This window comes from Sphingopyxis sp. GW821-FHT02C12, assembly GCF_059421785.1.
Genome location: NZ_JBWKVQ010000002.1, coordinates 629,634 through 645,744, shown reverse-complemented (window position 1 = coordinate 645,744; position 16,111 = coordinate 629,634). Strand labels below are relative to the sequence as shown.

Annotated in this window: 11 protein-coding genes; all 11 read right to left on the bottom strand. The window is 64.7% G+C overall.

Annotated elements, in window-relative coordinates; all coding sequences use genetic code 11:
• Positions 1–27: 27 nt before the first annotated feature.
• Positions 28–783, bottom strand: a complete 756-nt coding sequence (locus tag AC07U1_RS18395; protein WP_054587255.1) for an SDR family oxidoreductase — start codon at positions 781–783, stop codon at positions 28–30.
• A gap of 224 nt (positions 784–1,007) precedes the next feature.
• Positions 1,008–2,240, bottom strand: coding sequence for an NAD(P)/FAD-dependent oxidoreductase (locus AC07U1_RS18390; protein WP_495178006.1), 1,233 nt, complete (start codon positions 2,238–2,240; stop codon positions 1,008–1,010).
• A gap of 12 nt (positions 2,241–2,252) precedes the next feature.
• Positions 2,253–4,400, bottom strand: a complete 2,148-nt coding sequence (locus tag AC07U1_RS18385; protein ID WP_495178007.1) for a catalase — start codon at positions 4,398–4,400, stop codon at positions 2,253–2,255.
• 81 nt (positions 4,401–4,481) lie between these two features.
• A complete protein-coding gene (locus AC07U1_RS18380) occupies positions 4,482–5,408 on the bottom strand; it encodes an NAD(P)/FAD-dependent oxidoreductase (RefSeq protein WP_495178008.1) in 927 nt (308 codons plus the stop codon).
• A 29-nt stretch (positions 5,409–5,437) separates the two neighbouring features.
• Positions 5,438–6,163, bottom strand: coding sequence for a DUF72 domain-containing protein (locus AC07U1_RS18375; protein WP_495178009.1), 726 nt, complete (start codon positions 6,161–6,163; stop codon positions 5,438–5,440).
• Between the two features lie 245 nt (positions 6,164–6,408).
• Entirely contained in the window at positions 6,409–7,413 is a 1,005-nt protein-coding gene (locus tag AC07U1_RS18370; protein WP_495178010.1) for an alpha/beta hydrolase, read from the bottom strand.
• 7 nt (positions 7,414–7,420) lie between these two features.
• On the bottom strand, positions 7,421–9,073 hold the full coding sequence (locus tag AC07U1_RS18365) for a tannase/feruloyl esterase family alpha/beta hydrolase (protein ID WP_495178011.1): 1,653 nt from the start codon (positions 9,071–9,073) through the stop codon (positions 7,421–7,423).
• Positions 9,073–10,527 carry a spinster family MFS transporter gene (locus AC07U1_RS18360; RefSeq protein ID WP_495178012.1) on the bottom strand — a complete coding sequence of 485 codons (1,455 nt, stop codon included), beginning with the start codon at positions 10,525–10,527 and terminating at the stop codon, positions 9,073–9,075. The genes AC07U1_RS18365 and AC07U1_RS18360 overlap by 1 nt, the downstream gene beginning before the upstream one ends.
• A complete protein-coding gene (locus AC07U1_RS18355) occupies positions 10,424–11,269 on the bottom strand; it encodes a 3-hydroxyacyl-CoA dehydrogenase family protein (protein WP_495178013.1) in 846 nt (281 codons plus the stop codon). Before AC07U1_RS18355 ends, AC07U1_RS18360 begins: the two co-directional genes overlap by 104 nt.
• The gene (locus AC07U1_RS18350) at positions 11,266–13,296 is read right to left on the bottom strand and encodes an acetoacetate--CoA ligase (protein WP_495178014.1); all 2,031 of its coding nucleotides are present in this window, start codon (positions 13,294–13,296) and stop codon (positions 11,266–11,268) included. The genes AC07U1_RS18355 and AC07U1_RS18350 overlap by 4 nt, the downstream gene beginning before the upstream one ends.
• Positions 13,297–13,421: 125 nt before the next feature.
• Positions 13,422–16,064 carry a TonB-dependent receptor plug domain-containing protein gene (locus AC07U1_RS18345; RefSeq protein ID WP_495178015.1) on the bottom strand — a complete coding sequence of 881 codons (2,643 nt, stop codon included), beginning with the start codon at positions 16,062–16,064 and terminating at the stop codon, positions 13,422–13,424.
• Positions 16,065–16,111: the final 47 nt, after the last annotated feature.

The following is a 16,111-nucleotide window of genomic DNA, read 5'->3' as shown; positions in this document are numbered from 1 at the left end:
GCGGGGCAAGCAATGATGGCGCCGGGATCAGGGATGCTCCAGCCGCGTCTCGACGCGAATGAGCGACACCGCGGAGCGCCGCGGCTGGGTCAGCATGAAGTGGACCGCCACCGCGATATCCTCGGCGCGAAGCATCTTGTCCTCGTTGATGAGCTCGCGCTGCTTCTCGGGCGGGAACTCGGGATATTGGAAGTCGGCGCCGGTGAATCCGGGCTCGATCAGCCCGACCTTGATGTCTTCTTCGGCAAGTTCCTTGCGGAAGGAGGGCACAAAGCCCTGGATACCCGATTTGGCGGCCACATAGATCGAACCGCCCGCTCCTCTCGATACCGCCGACATCGATCCGATGAAGACGATGTCGCTCCCCGCCGACATCCTTCGGGCCGCTTCCTGCGCGCAGATGAGATAGGCAGTGAGGTCGGTGTCGAGCTGGTAGCGCGTTTCGCTCTCGCCACTGTCGGCGAGCGCTGCCGCAGGGATCGCAGCGTTGATAATCGCGATGTCGATCTCGCCGAGATAGGCGGCCGCTGCCTCGAAGAAGCGATCGACATCGTCGGCGATCGAGAGATCGACATTGATGCCGTCGCCCTCGCCCACCTCGTCGATGCGGCGCAGCGCATCGGCAAGATGCTCGGGGGTGCGCCCGCAGACGAAAACCCGCACGCCGTAGCTTGCCAGCAGGACGGCGATGGCACGCCCGATCCCCGTCGTGCCGCCGGTTATGATGGCGCGGCGACCGTCGAGACCGGGCTGCTGCGTATGCGCGTCCTGTTCGTCTATCATTCCGGGCTCCTTCCTGTCGCGCTGCGCGCGGCGCCCCGCCCTCCCTTCAGCGACGTCTGGAGACCGCCGAAGTTCCCGTCGGACGGGGTGAAGCGAGGCTGCGCCGCGCGAACGGCCGGTCGCCATCGCGAAAAAATTCGCCTGGCCTCACGCTCGCGGGCCCGACGTTCGTCGTGGCGGGCACCGGCGATGCATTCATCGGCCGAACAGCGGATTGTTCCGGGTCAGAACTTGCGATGAAAGCTGACCAGATCGGCGTCGGGATCGCCATAACCGCAAATCAGCCCGCGCAGCATCTGCGCCGCCATCATCGAGAAGGTGATCCCGTTTCCGCCATATCCCATCGCGGCATAGCAGTTCGGCATGCCGGGAATGCGGCCGATGGTCGGTGTCCCGACCGGGCTGTCGCCGAAACTTCCGGCCCAGCTATATGCGGGCGTCGCGTCCACCCCCGGCAACAGCGCAGCAAGCTTCCGCGACAGCGTGGCGGCCTTGTCGGCGAGCTTGGCATCGCGGAGAGCCGCGTCGCCGATTTCCTCGTCCTCGCCGCCGCAGATGATTTCTCCGCGCGGGGTGGTCCGGATGTAGAGATAGGGATCGGCCGCTTCCCATATCATCGCCGCGGTCGGCCAGATGGCGCGGGGCTGCGGGCGCGTGGCGATCGACCAGCTCGAGATGATCCTGTTTCCCTTGCGCGGGATGCCCTTCATCATCTCATAGCCCGTCGCCACGACGAGATGTTTGGCGCGGATGGCAGGTCCGTCTTTGGAACGGAGCGTCACGACCGCCTCGGAGGGAGCGACGTCGCAAATATCGACCGGGGCATAGAGCCGTGCACCGCGCGAAATCGCAACGTTCAGATAGCCTGCGGCGAGGCGGCGTGGATCGGCCGAATAATTGCCGTAGCCGATGATCGCATGCCGGCCCTTGATGCCGTAGCGATCCTCGACCTGTGCGGGTTTGAGCAATTCGATTTCAAATCCGGCCCGGCGCCGCGCCTCGGCTTCGCGCGCAAGCCCCGCCGCATCGAGCACATTGCCGTCGAGATAGATCGAGCCGCGCGTCGCGCCATCGACATCGAGGCCGAGCCTTTCGGTCCGTTCGCGCAGCGCGTCGACCGACTGGCGCGAGCGGCGCCAGATGCGTTCGGCTTTGTCGCGCCCGATCCGCTCGGCCATCAAGGACAGCGGTGTGTCGAGCTCATATTGCAACATCGCGGTCGACGCGGCGGTCGACCCGTCCGTGGGGCCGCGGCGGTCGACGATGAGGACATCGAACCCCGCGTCGGACAACTGTTCGGCGATCAGCGCGCCCGATATTCCAGCGCCGACCACCACAATGTCGCACGCGACATCGCGGGTCAGCGGTTTTTCCTCGATGGACGGACGACGCCGAGCCGACCAGATCGACTGGCCGGTCCGGAGGTCGCGATGATGGGTCGCCGATGCGCGGCTCACCGGGACAGGCGATCAGGCAAGATCGCGCACCTTGGTTTCGCGCGCCCAGTGGCGCCGCGTTCCAACGTCGGCGAACTTGTCGATGGCAACGACGCCGCCGTCCTTTTCGACTCCGGCCTTGTCGAGCAGCAACTGTGTCGCCTCATCATGCGCGATCGTCTTGCAATGGCCATAGGCATCCATGAACCACTGGACCGCGGTGCCCTGCGTCGACAGCAGCTTGGCCTGGTCGCCAGTCAGGATCGACGCAACGGCGTCGAACAGTACCGAGGGGGACCCCGCAAGCTGGCCGTCGGCCTTGAGCGTGCCGCCCTTGACCTTGATCCCGCCGACTTTCGGCGCGACGAGGAAGGCGGTGCCGCCGGCGCTTTCGATATCGCCTTTCAGCTTGTCGATCGCCGCCTTGTCCGATCCTTCGGCGAACAGGATCGCGACCTTGCGTCCCTCCATGGTGTCGTCGGCATTCTTCTGGATCGACAGCGCGTCGGAAGGTTTAAGATCGACGGGCGCACGCGCAGCCTTTTCCTTCGCCGGCAGATCGATGGCGAGCCCCGCGGCGACACGCTTGGCCAGGTCCTCATCGATGTTGCGCAGCTGACCGACGACGCGGGCGCGAACATGATCGAGCGTGACCTTCGACAGTTCGAAGACCAGCGCCGAGGCAATATGCGCCTGTTCATTCTCGGTCTGCGACAGGTAGAAGAGCCGCGCCTGGCTGAAATGATCGGCGAAGAGTTCGGCGCGGATGCGCAGCTTTTGCGCCGGATCGTTGCGCTCGTCGTTTGTAGCGAAGGTCGTAAAGCCCGTTTCGACGCTGGCGCGCGGGCCGCCGTTCTCGCCCGCTTCGGCAAGGCTGTTGGGCTCGTAATTGGCGCGCCCGGTGGGTACGAGCGTCTGCATCATCCCGTCGCGCTGGAAATTGTGGAACGGGCATTTCGGCGCATTGATCGGGATCTGGTGGAAATTGGTCGTCCCCAGCCGCGATTTCTGCGTGTCGAGATAGGAGAAGAGCCGGCCCTGCAGCAGCGGATCGTTGCTGAAATCGATCCCCGGAATGATGTTCGACGGCAGGAAAGCGACCTGTTCGGTCTCGGCGAAGAAATTGTCGACGTTGCGGTTGAGCGTCATGCGACCGACGATCTCGACCGGGATATCTTCCTCGGGAATCAGCTTGGTGGCGTCGAGCACGTCATAGGGCTGCTTGGCGGCGAACGCTTCGTCGAACAGCTGCACGCCTAGGTCCCAAGCCGGAAAATCGCCCGCGTCGATCGCCTCGAACAGGTCGCGGCGGTGGAAGTCGGGGTCGGCACCGGCGATCTTGACCGCCTCGTCCCATGTCGTCGACTGGATGCCGAGCACGGGTTTCCAGTGGAATTTGACGAATATTCCCTCGCCCTTTTCATTGACGAAACGGAAGGTGTGGACGCCAAAGCCCTCGATCATGCGCAGGCTGCGCGGAATCGTGCGGTCGGACATCGCCCACATGATCATGTGCATCGCCTCGGGCATCAGCCCGATGAAATCCCAGAAGGTGTCGTGCGCGCTCGCCGCCTGCGGATATCCGCGATCGGCCTCCATCTTGACGCTGTGGACGAGGTCGGGGAACTTCATCGCGTCCTGGATGAAGAACACCGGGATGTTGTTGCCGACGAGATCCCAATTGCCGCTGCCGGTGTAGAGCTTGACCGCGAAGCCGCGCACGTCGCGCGGGGTATCGACCGAGCCCGCGCCGCCGGCGACGGTCGAGAAGCGGACGAAGACCGGGCAGGTCGCGCCCTCTTTCTGAAAGATGGATGCCTTGGTGAGCCCCGGGATCGCCTTGGTGCACTCGAACACCCCGTGCGCGCCCGACCCGCGCGCATGGACGATCCGCTCGGGAATACGCTCGTGGTCGAAGTGGAAAATCTTCTCACGGAGAACGAAGTCCTCCATTAGCGTCGGCCCGCGTTCGCCGGCGCGCAGCGAATTCTGGTTGTCCGAAATGCGATGACCGAAATTATCGGTCAGATGGGCCGCCGCATCGGCGACCCCATCTCCGACATCCTGATGCAGTTCATCGCCCTTGCCTCGGCTGTCGGTCGGCGCGGCTTGCCCCTCTCCCGGCTGATGATCGCGAAGGGCGTGGTCGGTGGCAGGGGACGGTGCGGGCTTCTTGGCCATGGTCGGTTCCTTGGATCGGAGGACATATGCGTTCTCAACCCCCCGCTCGCTCCGAAGTTTCGCTCCACGACCCAGACCGACTTATTTCTGGTCGGCCATCACATGCCCCTCCTGTTCGCGGAGCCAGTTGTGGAGCCGCGTCGCCGCCATCGCGCCCTGCCCCGTCGCGACGCTGATCTGGTCGAGACCTTCAAGGACGTCGCCCGCGGCATAAACGCCGGGAAGCAGTCCGTCCGAAAAAGCGCTGAACGGGATGCAGCCATTGGGGTCGGTCAACGGCCCCAGCATGGCGGCAAGCTCGCTGCGCGGCGTCGATCCGAACGCCGGGTAGAGCGTGTCGAACCGGCGCGGCGCGACTTCGCCCTCGATCGCGACGAACATCGCCTCCTCGGTGGCGTCGAGGCGCAGGACGCGGCCTTCGAGAACATCGACGCCGCTCGCTTCGAGTTCGCCCCGCTGCTTGTCGGTGAGCGCCACCTGCCATTTCGGGATGAGCGTGACGTGGCGCGAATATTGCCGCAGGAACATTGCCTCGGCGGCGCCGTGGAGATCGGAACCGAGGACCGCGATCCGCTCATCGCTATGTTCGAAGCCGTCGCAGATCGGGCAATAGCGCAGCACGCCGCTGCGCACGGCCGCCCCATGATCGCCGCTGTCGAGCTGCGCCAGATTGGTGTCGACGCCGGTCGCGAGGATCAGCCCGCGCGCGTCGATGATCGCACCGCCTTCGAGGATTGCGCGAAAGCCCTCATCGTCTCGCCGCGCGATTTCGACAACTTTCCCCGCGGCAATCTCGGCGCCATAATGCGTCGCATGGTCACTCATCCGCGCGATGAGATCGGCCCCGATGATCCCATCAGGAAAACCGGGGACGTTACGCGAGCGCGGGACCCAGAGCGCGCGCGAACTGCCGTCGTGCACGATCCGGACTCGGCGCCTATAGCGTGCGAGATACAGGCCGGCCGCAAGACCGGCGGGGCCCGCGCCAACGATCAGAACATCTATCATGTCACCGTCCGGACGCTGTTCCGTCTCCATCAGCGCGACACCTGCGAAACAAGTTCAAACGCGTCACCCATCGCCGCCATCGCGGCAGTGTTGTCGAAAATGCACCAGGGTGGCTCTGCTCCCTTATGCTCGCACGCGATCAAAGCCGCATAGTCGGCGATCCGCTCCGCGCCATAAGGCGAGCGATATATGATAGGCGACCCGTGAAGGCGCCAATAGGACAGCCCGCGCCAGCCGCCCGGCACTCCGGCCGCAGGGACGCGCGCCGGATCGGCGGCGACCCGCGCGACTTCGCGCGTCGCCAGCAGGCGCTCAGCGCCGGCTTCGAACCAGCTCGCATGGCGAGGCTCGCAGGCAATGCGAGCGGATGTCGAGGCTCCAAGCCCGGCAAAGAAGCGCTCGGCCACTTCGACATCGAGGGCTAGATTGGGTGGCAACTGGACGAGCAGGACGCCGAGCTTCGGCCCCAGCCCGGCGATCTCATCGACGAAACGCGCAATCAAGTCACCGCAATCGCGAAGGCGGCGTTCATGCGTGATCGTGCGCGGCACTTTCACCGCAAAGCGGAAGTCCTCGGGTACGATCGCCGCCCACCGTGTCCAGGTGGCGGGACGATGCGAGCGGTAAAAGGAGGAATTGATCTCGATGCACGAAAAGCAGTGCGCATAGCGTTCGAGCGCAAAGCCCGCATCCGGAAACCGGTCGGCATATTGCGACGCGATGCTCCACCCTGCTGTTCCGATCCGCCATCTCATCGTTCGAGAACGCGGCTTCCGGCAACTGGATGCGCGCGAAAGCGATTTGGCGAGATGTCGCCGCGCTTGGCCGATTACGGAACGGCCGCATCGAGGCATCCTTTGCAAAAACACAGACGGTCGGCAGGCAGTCGCCGTCGGCGCGACACTTCGAAAATATCCGTCCTAGTCCTCGCAACAACGTGGCGGGAGCGAGGATTACGAGGAGTTCGAAGGGCTCGACAGCTAAACGAAGCCGCTCCTGACTAACGCTTCAAACGGCGAGGATCAGCATGCTCGATCTCGATGCCGGCGGCACGCTTGCCCTGGTCCATTGTACTGCGAAAGTTCAGCACGCTTCGATCGATCCAGTCCGGTGGCGCGAGCTGCCGCCCCAGGAAGCCGAGCGCATCTGCCATGCGCGGCAGGAGCGATCCACCCACATGATCGGCTCCGTGTACCAATCGATATTCGTGAGCGAGGCCGACGTCGAACAGGACGCGGTGCAGAAATTCGGCGCCTTCATAGAGATACAACGCATCCTGGTCGCCGACCTCGAGATAGATGCGAAGGTCGAGCAATCGATCAGGATCACCGCTCGCGATCGTCGCGGGATTATTCAGCGCCCAGTACGCGGCATCTACAGGCTCGCCGAATATCGGATAAAGGACGCGCTCGGGCCGCCAGAAACGCGTATGCGGCCCCACACCGTTCCATTCCAGCGCGGCTTCGATCGCAGGCTCAAGAGCGAGTACGGCCGCAAACAGTTCGGGATGCTTGAACGCGATGCGCAAACAGCCAAGCCCTCCCATCGAGACGCCGCCGATGAAGGTTCCTGCACGTACCGCATCGAGATGTGCCGACCGTCTAATGAACGGCAGCGCGTCGGACAGGATGAAGCTTTCCCAGCGCTCCGTCCCGTCCCGGAAATCCATATAGAGCGAGCGACGCCCGCTCGGCATCGCGATGACCAGCGGCGGAATACGGCCCGAGGCGATTTCGCTGTCAAAGACGCTCTTGAAGAAGAGCAGGTCCTTCTCGCTGCCATTCCCGCCATGGAGCAGAAGCAGGAGCGGATAGGGCTCGGCGCGCGCAGTGTCGTAGCCCGGCGGCTCGTAGATCGCGACGCCAAGCTCGCCGGGTACGTGCGATGACGCCAGTGCGCGGAATCTTATCTTGCTTTCCGAAGCGAGTGCGGACGAGGAGCCTGGCGCGGCGACCGAGGCCGCACCCGCAACCGCAAGGCGCGAAAATTCCCTGCGATTCAACACCTGCCGCTTACCGTTCGTCCGGCGCGGTGCAGGCGAAATTGCTCGCCGAAGCCGTCGAACCCCAGCCGCGATAGACCGCCTTCTTGGGATAAGGGCAGAGCGGCCGCTGCATTTCCACCCTTCCGGCGTCGTCGCTCGCGAACTTGGTCGCGATGATGCTCTCCGGCGCCTTGCCGCCATCGGCCCAGTCGATCAGCGCCGAGAAGATGTCATGCTTCGCGTTATAACCGGGCGGCTGCGGCGGAATGCCGAGCGTGCTATTGAACGCATCGGGACCGGCGCCACCGCCGCAGTGCATCATTCCGGGTGCGAGGAACAGGCGCGCGTTGTTCGCCAGATTGTCCATGCCGCCGAAGTCCTTCGCATGCCGCTCGTAAAAAGCCACCGATTGTCCAGGCGCGACGAGCGTGTCGGCGAGTCCATGATAGACGATCAACTTGCCGCCGCGGGCGGCGAAGGCCTTGAGGCTGCCCCGCGTCGCATCATTGACGATCGCGTCGAGCCGCTGATCCACCAAGGGCATATCCCGGTCGAAGTCGAAGCTTTTCCAGTCCCAGTCCGCTCCGAACACCCATTTGAACAGGGCGCCGAACGGCGGTTCTTCGTTGATCGGCTTCTGGAGGAAGGCCCAGCCGAAGGTGTCGGGCATCTCGCTACCGGGCAACCAGCCGAAATAGCTTGCCTTGCCTTCCGCAGTCATCGGCCCCGAGTAAAAAGCGCGGGCGGTCTCGATCTCAGCCGGCGTGAGACAGGCGTCGGATGCGCCGCCCTTGCATGCGAGGACAGCGGGATCGAACTTGCAGCTCATCGGATCCGAGACGAACCGGTCGCCGGCGATGCCATGCCCCTGTTTCCAGCAGGTCGCAACCGCGGCCCGGTTGAGCAGCCTGAGCTTGGCGTCCGACAGAAGGTTGCCCGGCGTGCGATGCGCCGCGGCATAGTCCCACAGGACCGCGGCGTGGCCCCAGGTCCGGTTCATGACCGGCGCGCCCACGAGAATGCCGTCATAGTCGTCGGGATAATAGAGCGACTCGATAAGCCCCTGCTGTCCACCGGTCGAGCAGCCGGTGTAATATGAGCGTTTTGCCGGCTGGCCATAGAAGGCCTTGGTGATCGCCTTGCCGGTGGTCGTCATCACATGCGTCGACAGCCGTCCCCAGTCACGCCATTTGCGGTCCTGCCCGATAAGCGCATCGCCCTCGAGCGGCGTCGCGGGCGCCGTACCGGCGTCGGTCGTCGCGGTCGCAAAGCCGCGCCGCAGGCCATCCGCCATCCCCGAATAGCCGCCCGCGAGAATGCCGGCGAAGCCCCCGTTGCCATTACCGTGGAATACACCGGCCCATCCCTCCACCGGCAGCCAGATTTCGACGCCGATGTCGGACCCGGGGGCTGAGCGGACATGCACGACGACACGGCAGAAGCTGCGATATCCCGCCGCATCGCCGACGAGCGAAGCCTCTGCCTCTTTACCCGGCACAAGGACCGCACTCGTTATGCTGGTGTCGGCAAGTTTCAATCCGGCGAGGCTCGCGCAACGCGCCGCAGGCGCCTCGATCGCGGAGGCTGCCCTGGAAGCCGGCGCCATCGCCGCAACGCTCACCGGAACCAGCGATCCCGCCGCGACGCCCGCCAGCAGGGCGATGCCAGATATCCGCTTCATTATTGTCTCCCGAGAGTTGATGCGTCCGCCCGTCCGGTCTCCGAATTCCGGATCAACCGGGCGAGCCAGACGAAGAGCAGCGCGGCGACGAGATACATGGGCGCCAGCGCATAATAGGCCATCCGCAGCGCATGCTCGCCATAGTCGGCACGGAAATAGTCGCTCGCCATGCCGACGAAGGTCGGACCGAGGCCAAGGCCGATCAGGTTCATGACCAGCAGTAGCAAGGCCCCCGAAATCACCCGCGCGCCGGGATCGACTTCGCCCTGGACGAAGGTGACGGTCGCGGGAAGAAAGAAGGAGTTGAGGAACAGCGGAACGAACAGCAGCGCGAGCGCGATCTCCCAGCGATCGGCAGCCGCAAAGCCGAGGAAGAAGGGCAAGGCGAGGAGCAGCGAGAGCGCCGGAATGCTGGCATAGGCGGCCTTGTTCTTCACCGCGAAGCGGTCGATCAGACGGCCGGCGACGAAGATGCCGGTGCCCATTCCGAGCCCGACTGCGAGGGCATACCAGATCGCGACATCTTCGAGCCTCATGCCCTTCTCGCGCATCAGGAAGAGGGTCGCGAAATTGCTGAGGCCATAGGTGATGAAGTTGGCAGCACCGCTCGCCAAGGCAGCCACCGCCAGAATGCGGTTGCCGAAGAAGGCTCGGATGGCCGAGCCGAAGCTTTGAGCGGGAACGTCAGTCGCCGTGGTCGCCGGCACCGGATCGAACCGACCCCGCTCGGGCTCGGGAATGACCAGATAGACGATGATGGCGGTGAGCACGCCGATCGCGCCCACAACATAAAAGGGGATGCGCCAGTCATAGGCGGCAGCCAGCGACGCGCCGAAGGCGACGCCGAGCGCGGAGCCGAGTGGCGGCCCGAGATTGAAAATGCCCATGGCGGTCCCGCGCTGCTCGCGGGAATACGTGTCCGAGATGATCGCATAGGACGGCGGCACTCCGCCCGCCTCCCCGATGCCGACCGCCATGCGCGCGACGACGAGCTGTCCGTAATTGGCGGCCATGCCGCAGGCGGCGGTTGCGGCGCTCCACAGGCCGCAGGCGATCGAGAGAACCTTCACCCGGTTCGTACGGTCCGCGAGCCAACCGACCGGGATGGCAATGAAACAATAGAATAATGCAAAATAGAAACCCGTGATCCGGCCGAGCTGACTATCGCTGATCTGGAGGCTGTCCTGGATCGGCTTTGCAAGGATCGATACGAGCTGCCGGTCGAGGAAGTTCAGCACGTAGACGAAGCAGAGCATCCCGAGCACCAGCCCCCGATTGCGCGGCTCGCGGCGAGCAGCGGGCGCCGGCCGGTCCTGCAATTCCAAGGTGTCCATAACTCTCCCCCTTCCTTTATCCGTTGCGCGTCCATCCGGGGCGGCCCTTGCCACCACCCAGCCCCGCCGCGACGCGCTGCTTGAGCAGCGCCGGAGGTCTGAACCGCTCGCCATAAGCATCGTGCAAAATATCCTGCACCTGCAGACAAAGGTCCGACGTGACGACGTCCATCATCGCGAACGGACCGATCGGATGCCCCAGCCCGAGACGGCAAGCCGTATCGAGATCGGCCGGCGTTGCCACCCCCTCCTCCACTAGGCGGACAGCTTCGATGAGAAGGGCGTGGAGCATGCGATTGACGGCGAACCCGGCCACATCCTTGATCTCGACAGGCTGCTTGCCCACGCCTTCCAGCCACGCCGCAACCTGTTCGATCGTCGCGCGATCGGTGGCAAAGGCCGGGATGATCTCGACAAGCTGCATTCGCGACACGGGCGAAAAATAGTGGGTGCCGAGGAAGAGCGGGCGGCGCCCGGGCCTTAAAGAGGCCGCGAGCGTCGATATCGGGAGCGTCGACGTGTTCGACGCGAGGATGCAGTGCGGCGCGCACAAATCGTCGAGCGCCTTGAGGACGCCCGCCTTGGCGTCGAGCGATTCGAAAACCGCCTCGGTCACGAGATCGCGGTCGGCAAGTTCAACAATCTTCGTCGTCGGCCGAATAAGGGTCAGCGCCTCGCGCGCGGTGTCGGCAGCATAGGCTTGCCGCGAGATGCCTTTCTCGATGAGGCTGCCGAGCCGCGCCATCGCGCGATCGAGCGCCTCTTCCGATAGATCGGTCAACAGGACATCATGGCCGGCCAACGCGAAGACCAGCGCAATTTCCGTCCCCATCAGCCCTGCCCCGACGACGGCCGCCTTCATGCGGCATCTCCCGCACGATGCCAGCGCCGTGCCTGCTCGATATACCAGGGCAGAATGTCTGGCGTGGCAGTTGCGTCGGCATTGATCACTTTTGCAACCGGCCAGCCGGCAAACAGCCGTTTGATAGGAAGCTCCTGCTTCTTGCCCGACAGCGTGAGGGGAATAGCCGGCGCAGCGATCAGGCGATCGGGCACGAAGCGCGGCGAGAGGCTGGTGCGGATAGCCGATGCGATCGCTGTTTCCATGGCGGAATGAAGGTGCTCCCCCTCGGCCGGGACAACGAACATGATCAGCGTGCTGCCACCCGCGCCATCCTCGACATCGATGATCATCGTATCGGCAACGCCCGGCAGGCCTTCGACCGCCGCGTAGATCTCGGCGGTGCCCATACGCAGCCCGTGCCGGTTGATCGTCGCGTCACTGCGGCCCGAGATCGCGCAGCCGCCGTCGGCACCGATCGTCAGCCAGTCGCCGTGGCGCCATATCCCCGGCCATTCGGAAAAATAGGATTCGCGATAGCGGCTGCCATCCTCGTCGCCCCAGAAACAGAGCGGCATGCTGGGGAAAGGTTGCGTGCAAACAAGCTCACCCACCTCGTCGATGACGGGCTGGCCGTTTTCGTTCCATGCCTCGATGGCGGCGCCCAGATGGCGGCATTGGAGCCTGCCGGGCGTGTCGGGCAGTTCCGGGTTGCCGGCCATGAAAGCGGCAGCGATCTCGGTCCCGCCGCTGACGTTGCACCACCAGATTCCGGGCCGCCCGGCCGCTTCGAACTCGGCCGATCCCCAGCGCTGTACATCGGGCGGAAGCGGCGAGCCGGTGCTGCCAAGCGCGCGAATGCCGCCGAGCCCACCGAAACCCGCCAGATCGAGACCTGCCTTGCGGCAGCTTGCGAAAAAGGCGGCGCCGGCGCCGAACCAGGTCACACCGCTCCGCGCGGCAAAATCCCAGAGCCGGCTCCAGTCGGGAGCGGCCTTCGTTCCGCTCGGCGAGCCGTCGAAGATGCAGATGGTCGTGCCACTGAGCAGTCCGCCGACCTGGATATTCCACATGACCCAGCCCGTTGCGCTGAACCAGTGAAACCGGTCGCCGAAGTTGTTTGCGGAATAGCTCGGCCCGAGATCGAAATGGAGCCGCCCGGCGGCGGTCGCGAGGAGTACACCGCCGTGCCCGTGCACGATCGCCTTCGGCAGTCCGGTTGTCCCGCTCGAGTAGAGGATCCATAGCGGATGATCGAAGGGTAGCCACTCGGGTTCGAACGCCGCCACCGCGGCATCGGCGCGGCCGACCGCCTCGGCGAAGTCGAGCGCGCCGGGCACGGCAGCCGCCCCATACCCGCTGGTAACAAGGAACAATCGCTCGATACACGGCAGCTCAGCGCATATTTTGGCGACGGCGGCGCTACGGTCCATCGCCTTGCCCGCATAAAGGACGCCGTCGACCGCGATCAGGGCCTTGGGCTTCGTCTGCCGCAACCGGTCGAGCACCGCGCTCGTTCCCATGTCGGGCGAGCAGAGCGTCCAGATCGCGCCGAGGCTCGCCGAGGCGAGCAGGCCGATGACTGCCGCCGGAATGTTGGGCAGATAGGCCGCAACCCTGTCCCCCTTGCCTATCCCGTTCCGGCGCAGTTCAAGCGCCAGCGACGCCGCCTGCCGGCGAAGCTCGGCCCAGCTCAGTTCGACGGTGTCGCCGCGCTCGTTCATCGCGACAATCGCCGGCTGGCCGGCCTCATCCGCTGCGGCCGCATGCCGGAATATGTGGCGCGCATAACTGACCTCGGCGCCCTCGAACCAGCGCGCCTGCGGCATGGGATCGTCGCTCAGTACCGAGGTGAACGGGGCCGCAGATTCGATTTCATCATAGTCCCAGATGCTGCGCCAGAAGGCAGCAAGGTCACCCACCGACCAACGCCGCAAATCCTCGAAGCTCGCGAAGTCGAGGCCCTGCGTCGCCTTGAGCCAATCTGAGTACAGGCGCATCTGCGGAACCGGACCCGAAACATCTGCGCTGTTGCTGGAAAGATTCATCGACTGGGAGGGCCTTGTTGAAATGGCGGGAAAGATAACGAGCATAGTCCGGCGTCGCCGATCCCTCCGGGCTTCGACGACGAAGGAGAGGCGGCGACCTCGTCGAGGTGCGCCGCCTCAAAAGGTCAGAAGGCGGTCCGGAGGCTCATCGCAGCGTAGCGCCCGATCGCATTGTAGGTCCCGCCGATACCGTCGGTTCCGGGGAAATAGGGCGGCGTCTTGTCGAACAGATCGTTGATCTGCAGGCCGATCTCGGTTCCCTTCATGAAGCCCGTGTCAGGCAGCTTGACCGACAGGCGCAGGTCCGCCGTCGTATAGCTTTTCGACCGATAGAGGCTCGATCCCGTCGGGGTCGCGAAGGACGCGGTAACGCCGCTGCGATGATTGACGAAATTGACGATCGTCACCGGCCCCGCCGTGAAGCCGAGCGTGGTCCGCAGGGTCGCCCGAGGAATCCCGGCGTCGAGCGAGTTGCTGACCGCCGAGGTCGGCGACAACTGCGTACGATATTTCAGGATATAATTGCCGGCGACCCCGCCGAAGATCGTCCCGAAGTCCGCCGTATGCCGATACCGTATGTCGAAATCGATGCCGTTGGTCTTGCGGATGCCGAAATTGCCCTGGCGCAGATCGAGGATGTTCCCGATCGTCGGCACCGCCGAGAAGGTATAGAAGAAGGGCACGGTGTTCGTGATCGCCGAGGTGACCTGCGCGGCACTCGGATCGCGAATGACCAGTGACGCAAAGGTGGGATCGGTGAAGACAAGCGCGCCAAGGCCCGACGGCGTACCGATCACGTCGCGATATTTGATGTCATAGAAGGTAGCGCCGGCAGTAAGGCCCGGCGCAAAGGCCGGCTTGAGGTCAAGCCCGAACGAGAAGGTCCTGGCTTTTTCCGGCTTCAGATTCTGATTGCCGCCGAAGAGCAGCATCGTGTTGACTTGCGTTGCGCCGCGCAAGGGATCGCGCGCGCCGAAGGCGTCGACCAGCGCAGCCGCGGCGTAGTAAGAGCCGACGGTCGAGCCGAGGTCGCGAAGTCCGGGCGCGCGGAACGACCGGCCGTAACTGCCGCGCAAGTTGACGCCCTCGACAGGCTCCCAGGTGATGCCGACCTTCGGATTGGTCGTCGAGCCGAAGTCGCTGTAATGATCGTAGCGCCCCGAGAGCGACAGGGCGAGGCTATGCGCCATCGGCCCCGCATTGCCCTCGCCGACGATCGGCACGAACAGCTCGCCATAGACCGACGCGATGTTGCGGCCCAGATCTTCCGGAAAGCCGACGCCTCCGCTCGAACCGCGCTGCATGTAGGTTTCGCGCCGATATTCGGCGCCAAGCGCGACCTTGAGATCCCCGCCCGGCAGGTTGGCCAGCGGTCCGTCGATCTTCACGGCGCCGATCCGGGTGCGCTGGCGGTTGGTGAAATCGGTCGGATTGTCGAGAATGGCGGCAACGACCGCCGGGTTGGTACGTGTGCCGAACGGGTCGAGCGCGGTCGCGGTCGTCGTGCCGGCCGCCGCTGCCGTCAGGGCGGTCGTGTTGATACCCGGCTGGAAGGTGTCGTTCCGCGCCCAGTTGAACGTACCGAACAGGCTCGCCTTGAAATCGCCCGGCAATTTGACGTCGAGCCCTGCCGTCGCATTGCCGCTCCTGACACGGAACGTCTGGTCGAAATGGTCGGCGCCGACCAGATTGTCGGGCCGGAAGTCGACAAATTCAAAGGTCGCGCCGGTGCCGGGAGGTGCCCGGAAGAAGGGATTCGCCGCAGTGATCAGGACGAAGGTCTGGCCGGGCAGCGCGGCCTGAACGACATCCCTCCGGTCCGAGTAAAGGACGTCCGCCCAGAGAGTCACGTTCGAGGACAGGTCCTGGCGCGCCGAGACGAAGGCGGCGTGGGTGCGGTTCTCCGGCACAAGATCGACCGGCCCGCGCGGATCGCAGGTGTTGAGTCCCGGCGTCAGGCTGGGCGCGGCATAGATCGTGCCGGTGAACAGGTTGACGTTCGCATCCGGGCAGACCGCGGATCGCGTATCGACGCCGCCTGCCGCCTGGAAATCGAGCGAGCGATAGCGCCGGTCGGCACCGGTGATGTTGCTGCTCTCCGAATATTGATAGGCCGCGACGAAGGAGCCGCTACCCCAGTCGTGACCGAAAATGGCCCCCGCGTTGAACGCGTGATAGTCGTCGGCGAACCCATAGCGGACATTCGCCTCCAGTCCCGAGACGCGCTTCCGCGTGATGAAGTTGACCACGCCCGCGACGGCATCCGAGCCGTAGATGGCCGAGGCGCCGTCGGCGACGATCTCGACCCGCTCGATCGCGAGCTCGGGAAGAAAGGGATAGTCGGGATTGGTCTGCTGCGTGCTCCCCGAGATCAGGCGATGTCCGTTCATCAGCGGCAGGGTAGCGGCAGGCGGGAGCCCGCGGAGACCCGGCGCGAAGGATCCGAGCCCGCCATTGCTGGTGCGCGGCGCGGTGTTGAAGCTGTTGAGCTGCGGAACCGTTGCGAGCAGTTCGGGTGTGCTCGCGGCGCCGATCAGCTTCGCATCCTCGCGCGTCACGCCGATCAGGCCCGATCCGGTTGGCGGAATGCCGCGGATGCTTGTGCCGGTCACGACGATTTCGGTATCGGCCTCACTGTCGCCGCTCGACTGCACATTATAGTCGGCCGACTGAGCCTGCGCGCTTGCCGGCACAAGGCACATTGCCGCGATCGCCGAGCCGGATAGCAGACACGCGCGGCGCGCCACGAAATTGATGTTGTTCGACATGTCGGTCCTCTCCCTCGCTTGTCAAATACGGCGTTAGCCGCGGCCGG

Excerpts from the sequence above, each read along its gene's own strand:
- AC07U1_RS18350 (WP_495178014.1), bottom strand. The coding sequence starts at position 13,296 with ATGAATCTTTCCAGCAACAGCGCAGATGTTTCGGGTCCGGTTCCGCAG.
- AC07U1_RS18395 (WP_054587255.1), bottom strand. The coding sequence starts at position 783 with ATGATAGACGAACAGGACGCGCATACGCAGCAGCCCGGTCTCGACGGT.
- AC07U1_RS18365 (WP_495178011.1), bottom strand. The coding sequence starts at position 9,073 with ATGAAGCGGATATCTGGCATCGCCCTGCTGGCGGGCGTCGCGGCGGGA.
- AC07U1_RS18360 (WP_495178012.1), bottom strand. The coding sequence starts at position 10,527 with ATGCTTATGGCGAGCGGTTCAGACCTCCGGCGCTGCTCAAGCAGCGCG.
- AC07U1_RS18355 (WP_495178013.1), bottom strand. The coding sequence starts at position 11,269 with ATGAAGGCGGCCGTCGTCGGGGCAGGGCTGATGGGGACGGAAATTGCG.
- AC07U1_RS18385 (WP_495178007.1), bottom strand. The coding sequence starts at position 4,400 with ATGGCCAAGAAGCCCGCACCGTCCCCTGCCACCGACCACGCCCTTCGC.
- AC07U1_RS18380 (WP_495178008.1), bottom strand. The coding sequence starts at position 5,408 with ATGATAGATGTTCTGATCGTTGGCGCGGGCCCCGCCGGTCTTGCGGCC.
- AC07U1_RS18375 (WP_495178009.1), bottom strand. The coding sequence starts at position 6,163 with ATGAGATGGCGGATCGGAACAGCAGGGTGGAGCATCGCGTCGCAATAT.
- AC07U1_RS18345 (WP_495178015.1), bottom strand. The coding sequence starts at position 16,064 with ATGTCGAACAACATCAATTTCGTGGCGCGCCGCGCGTGTCTGCTATCC.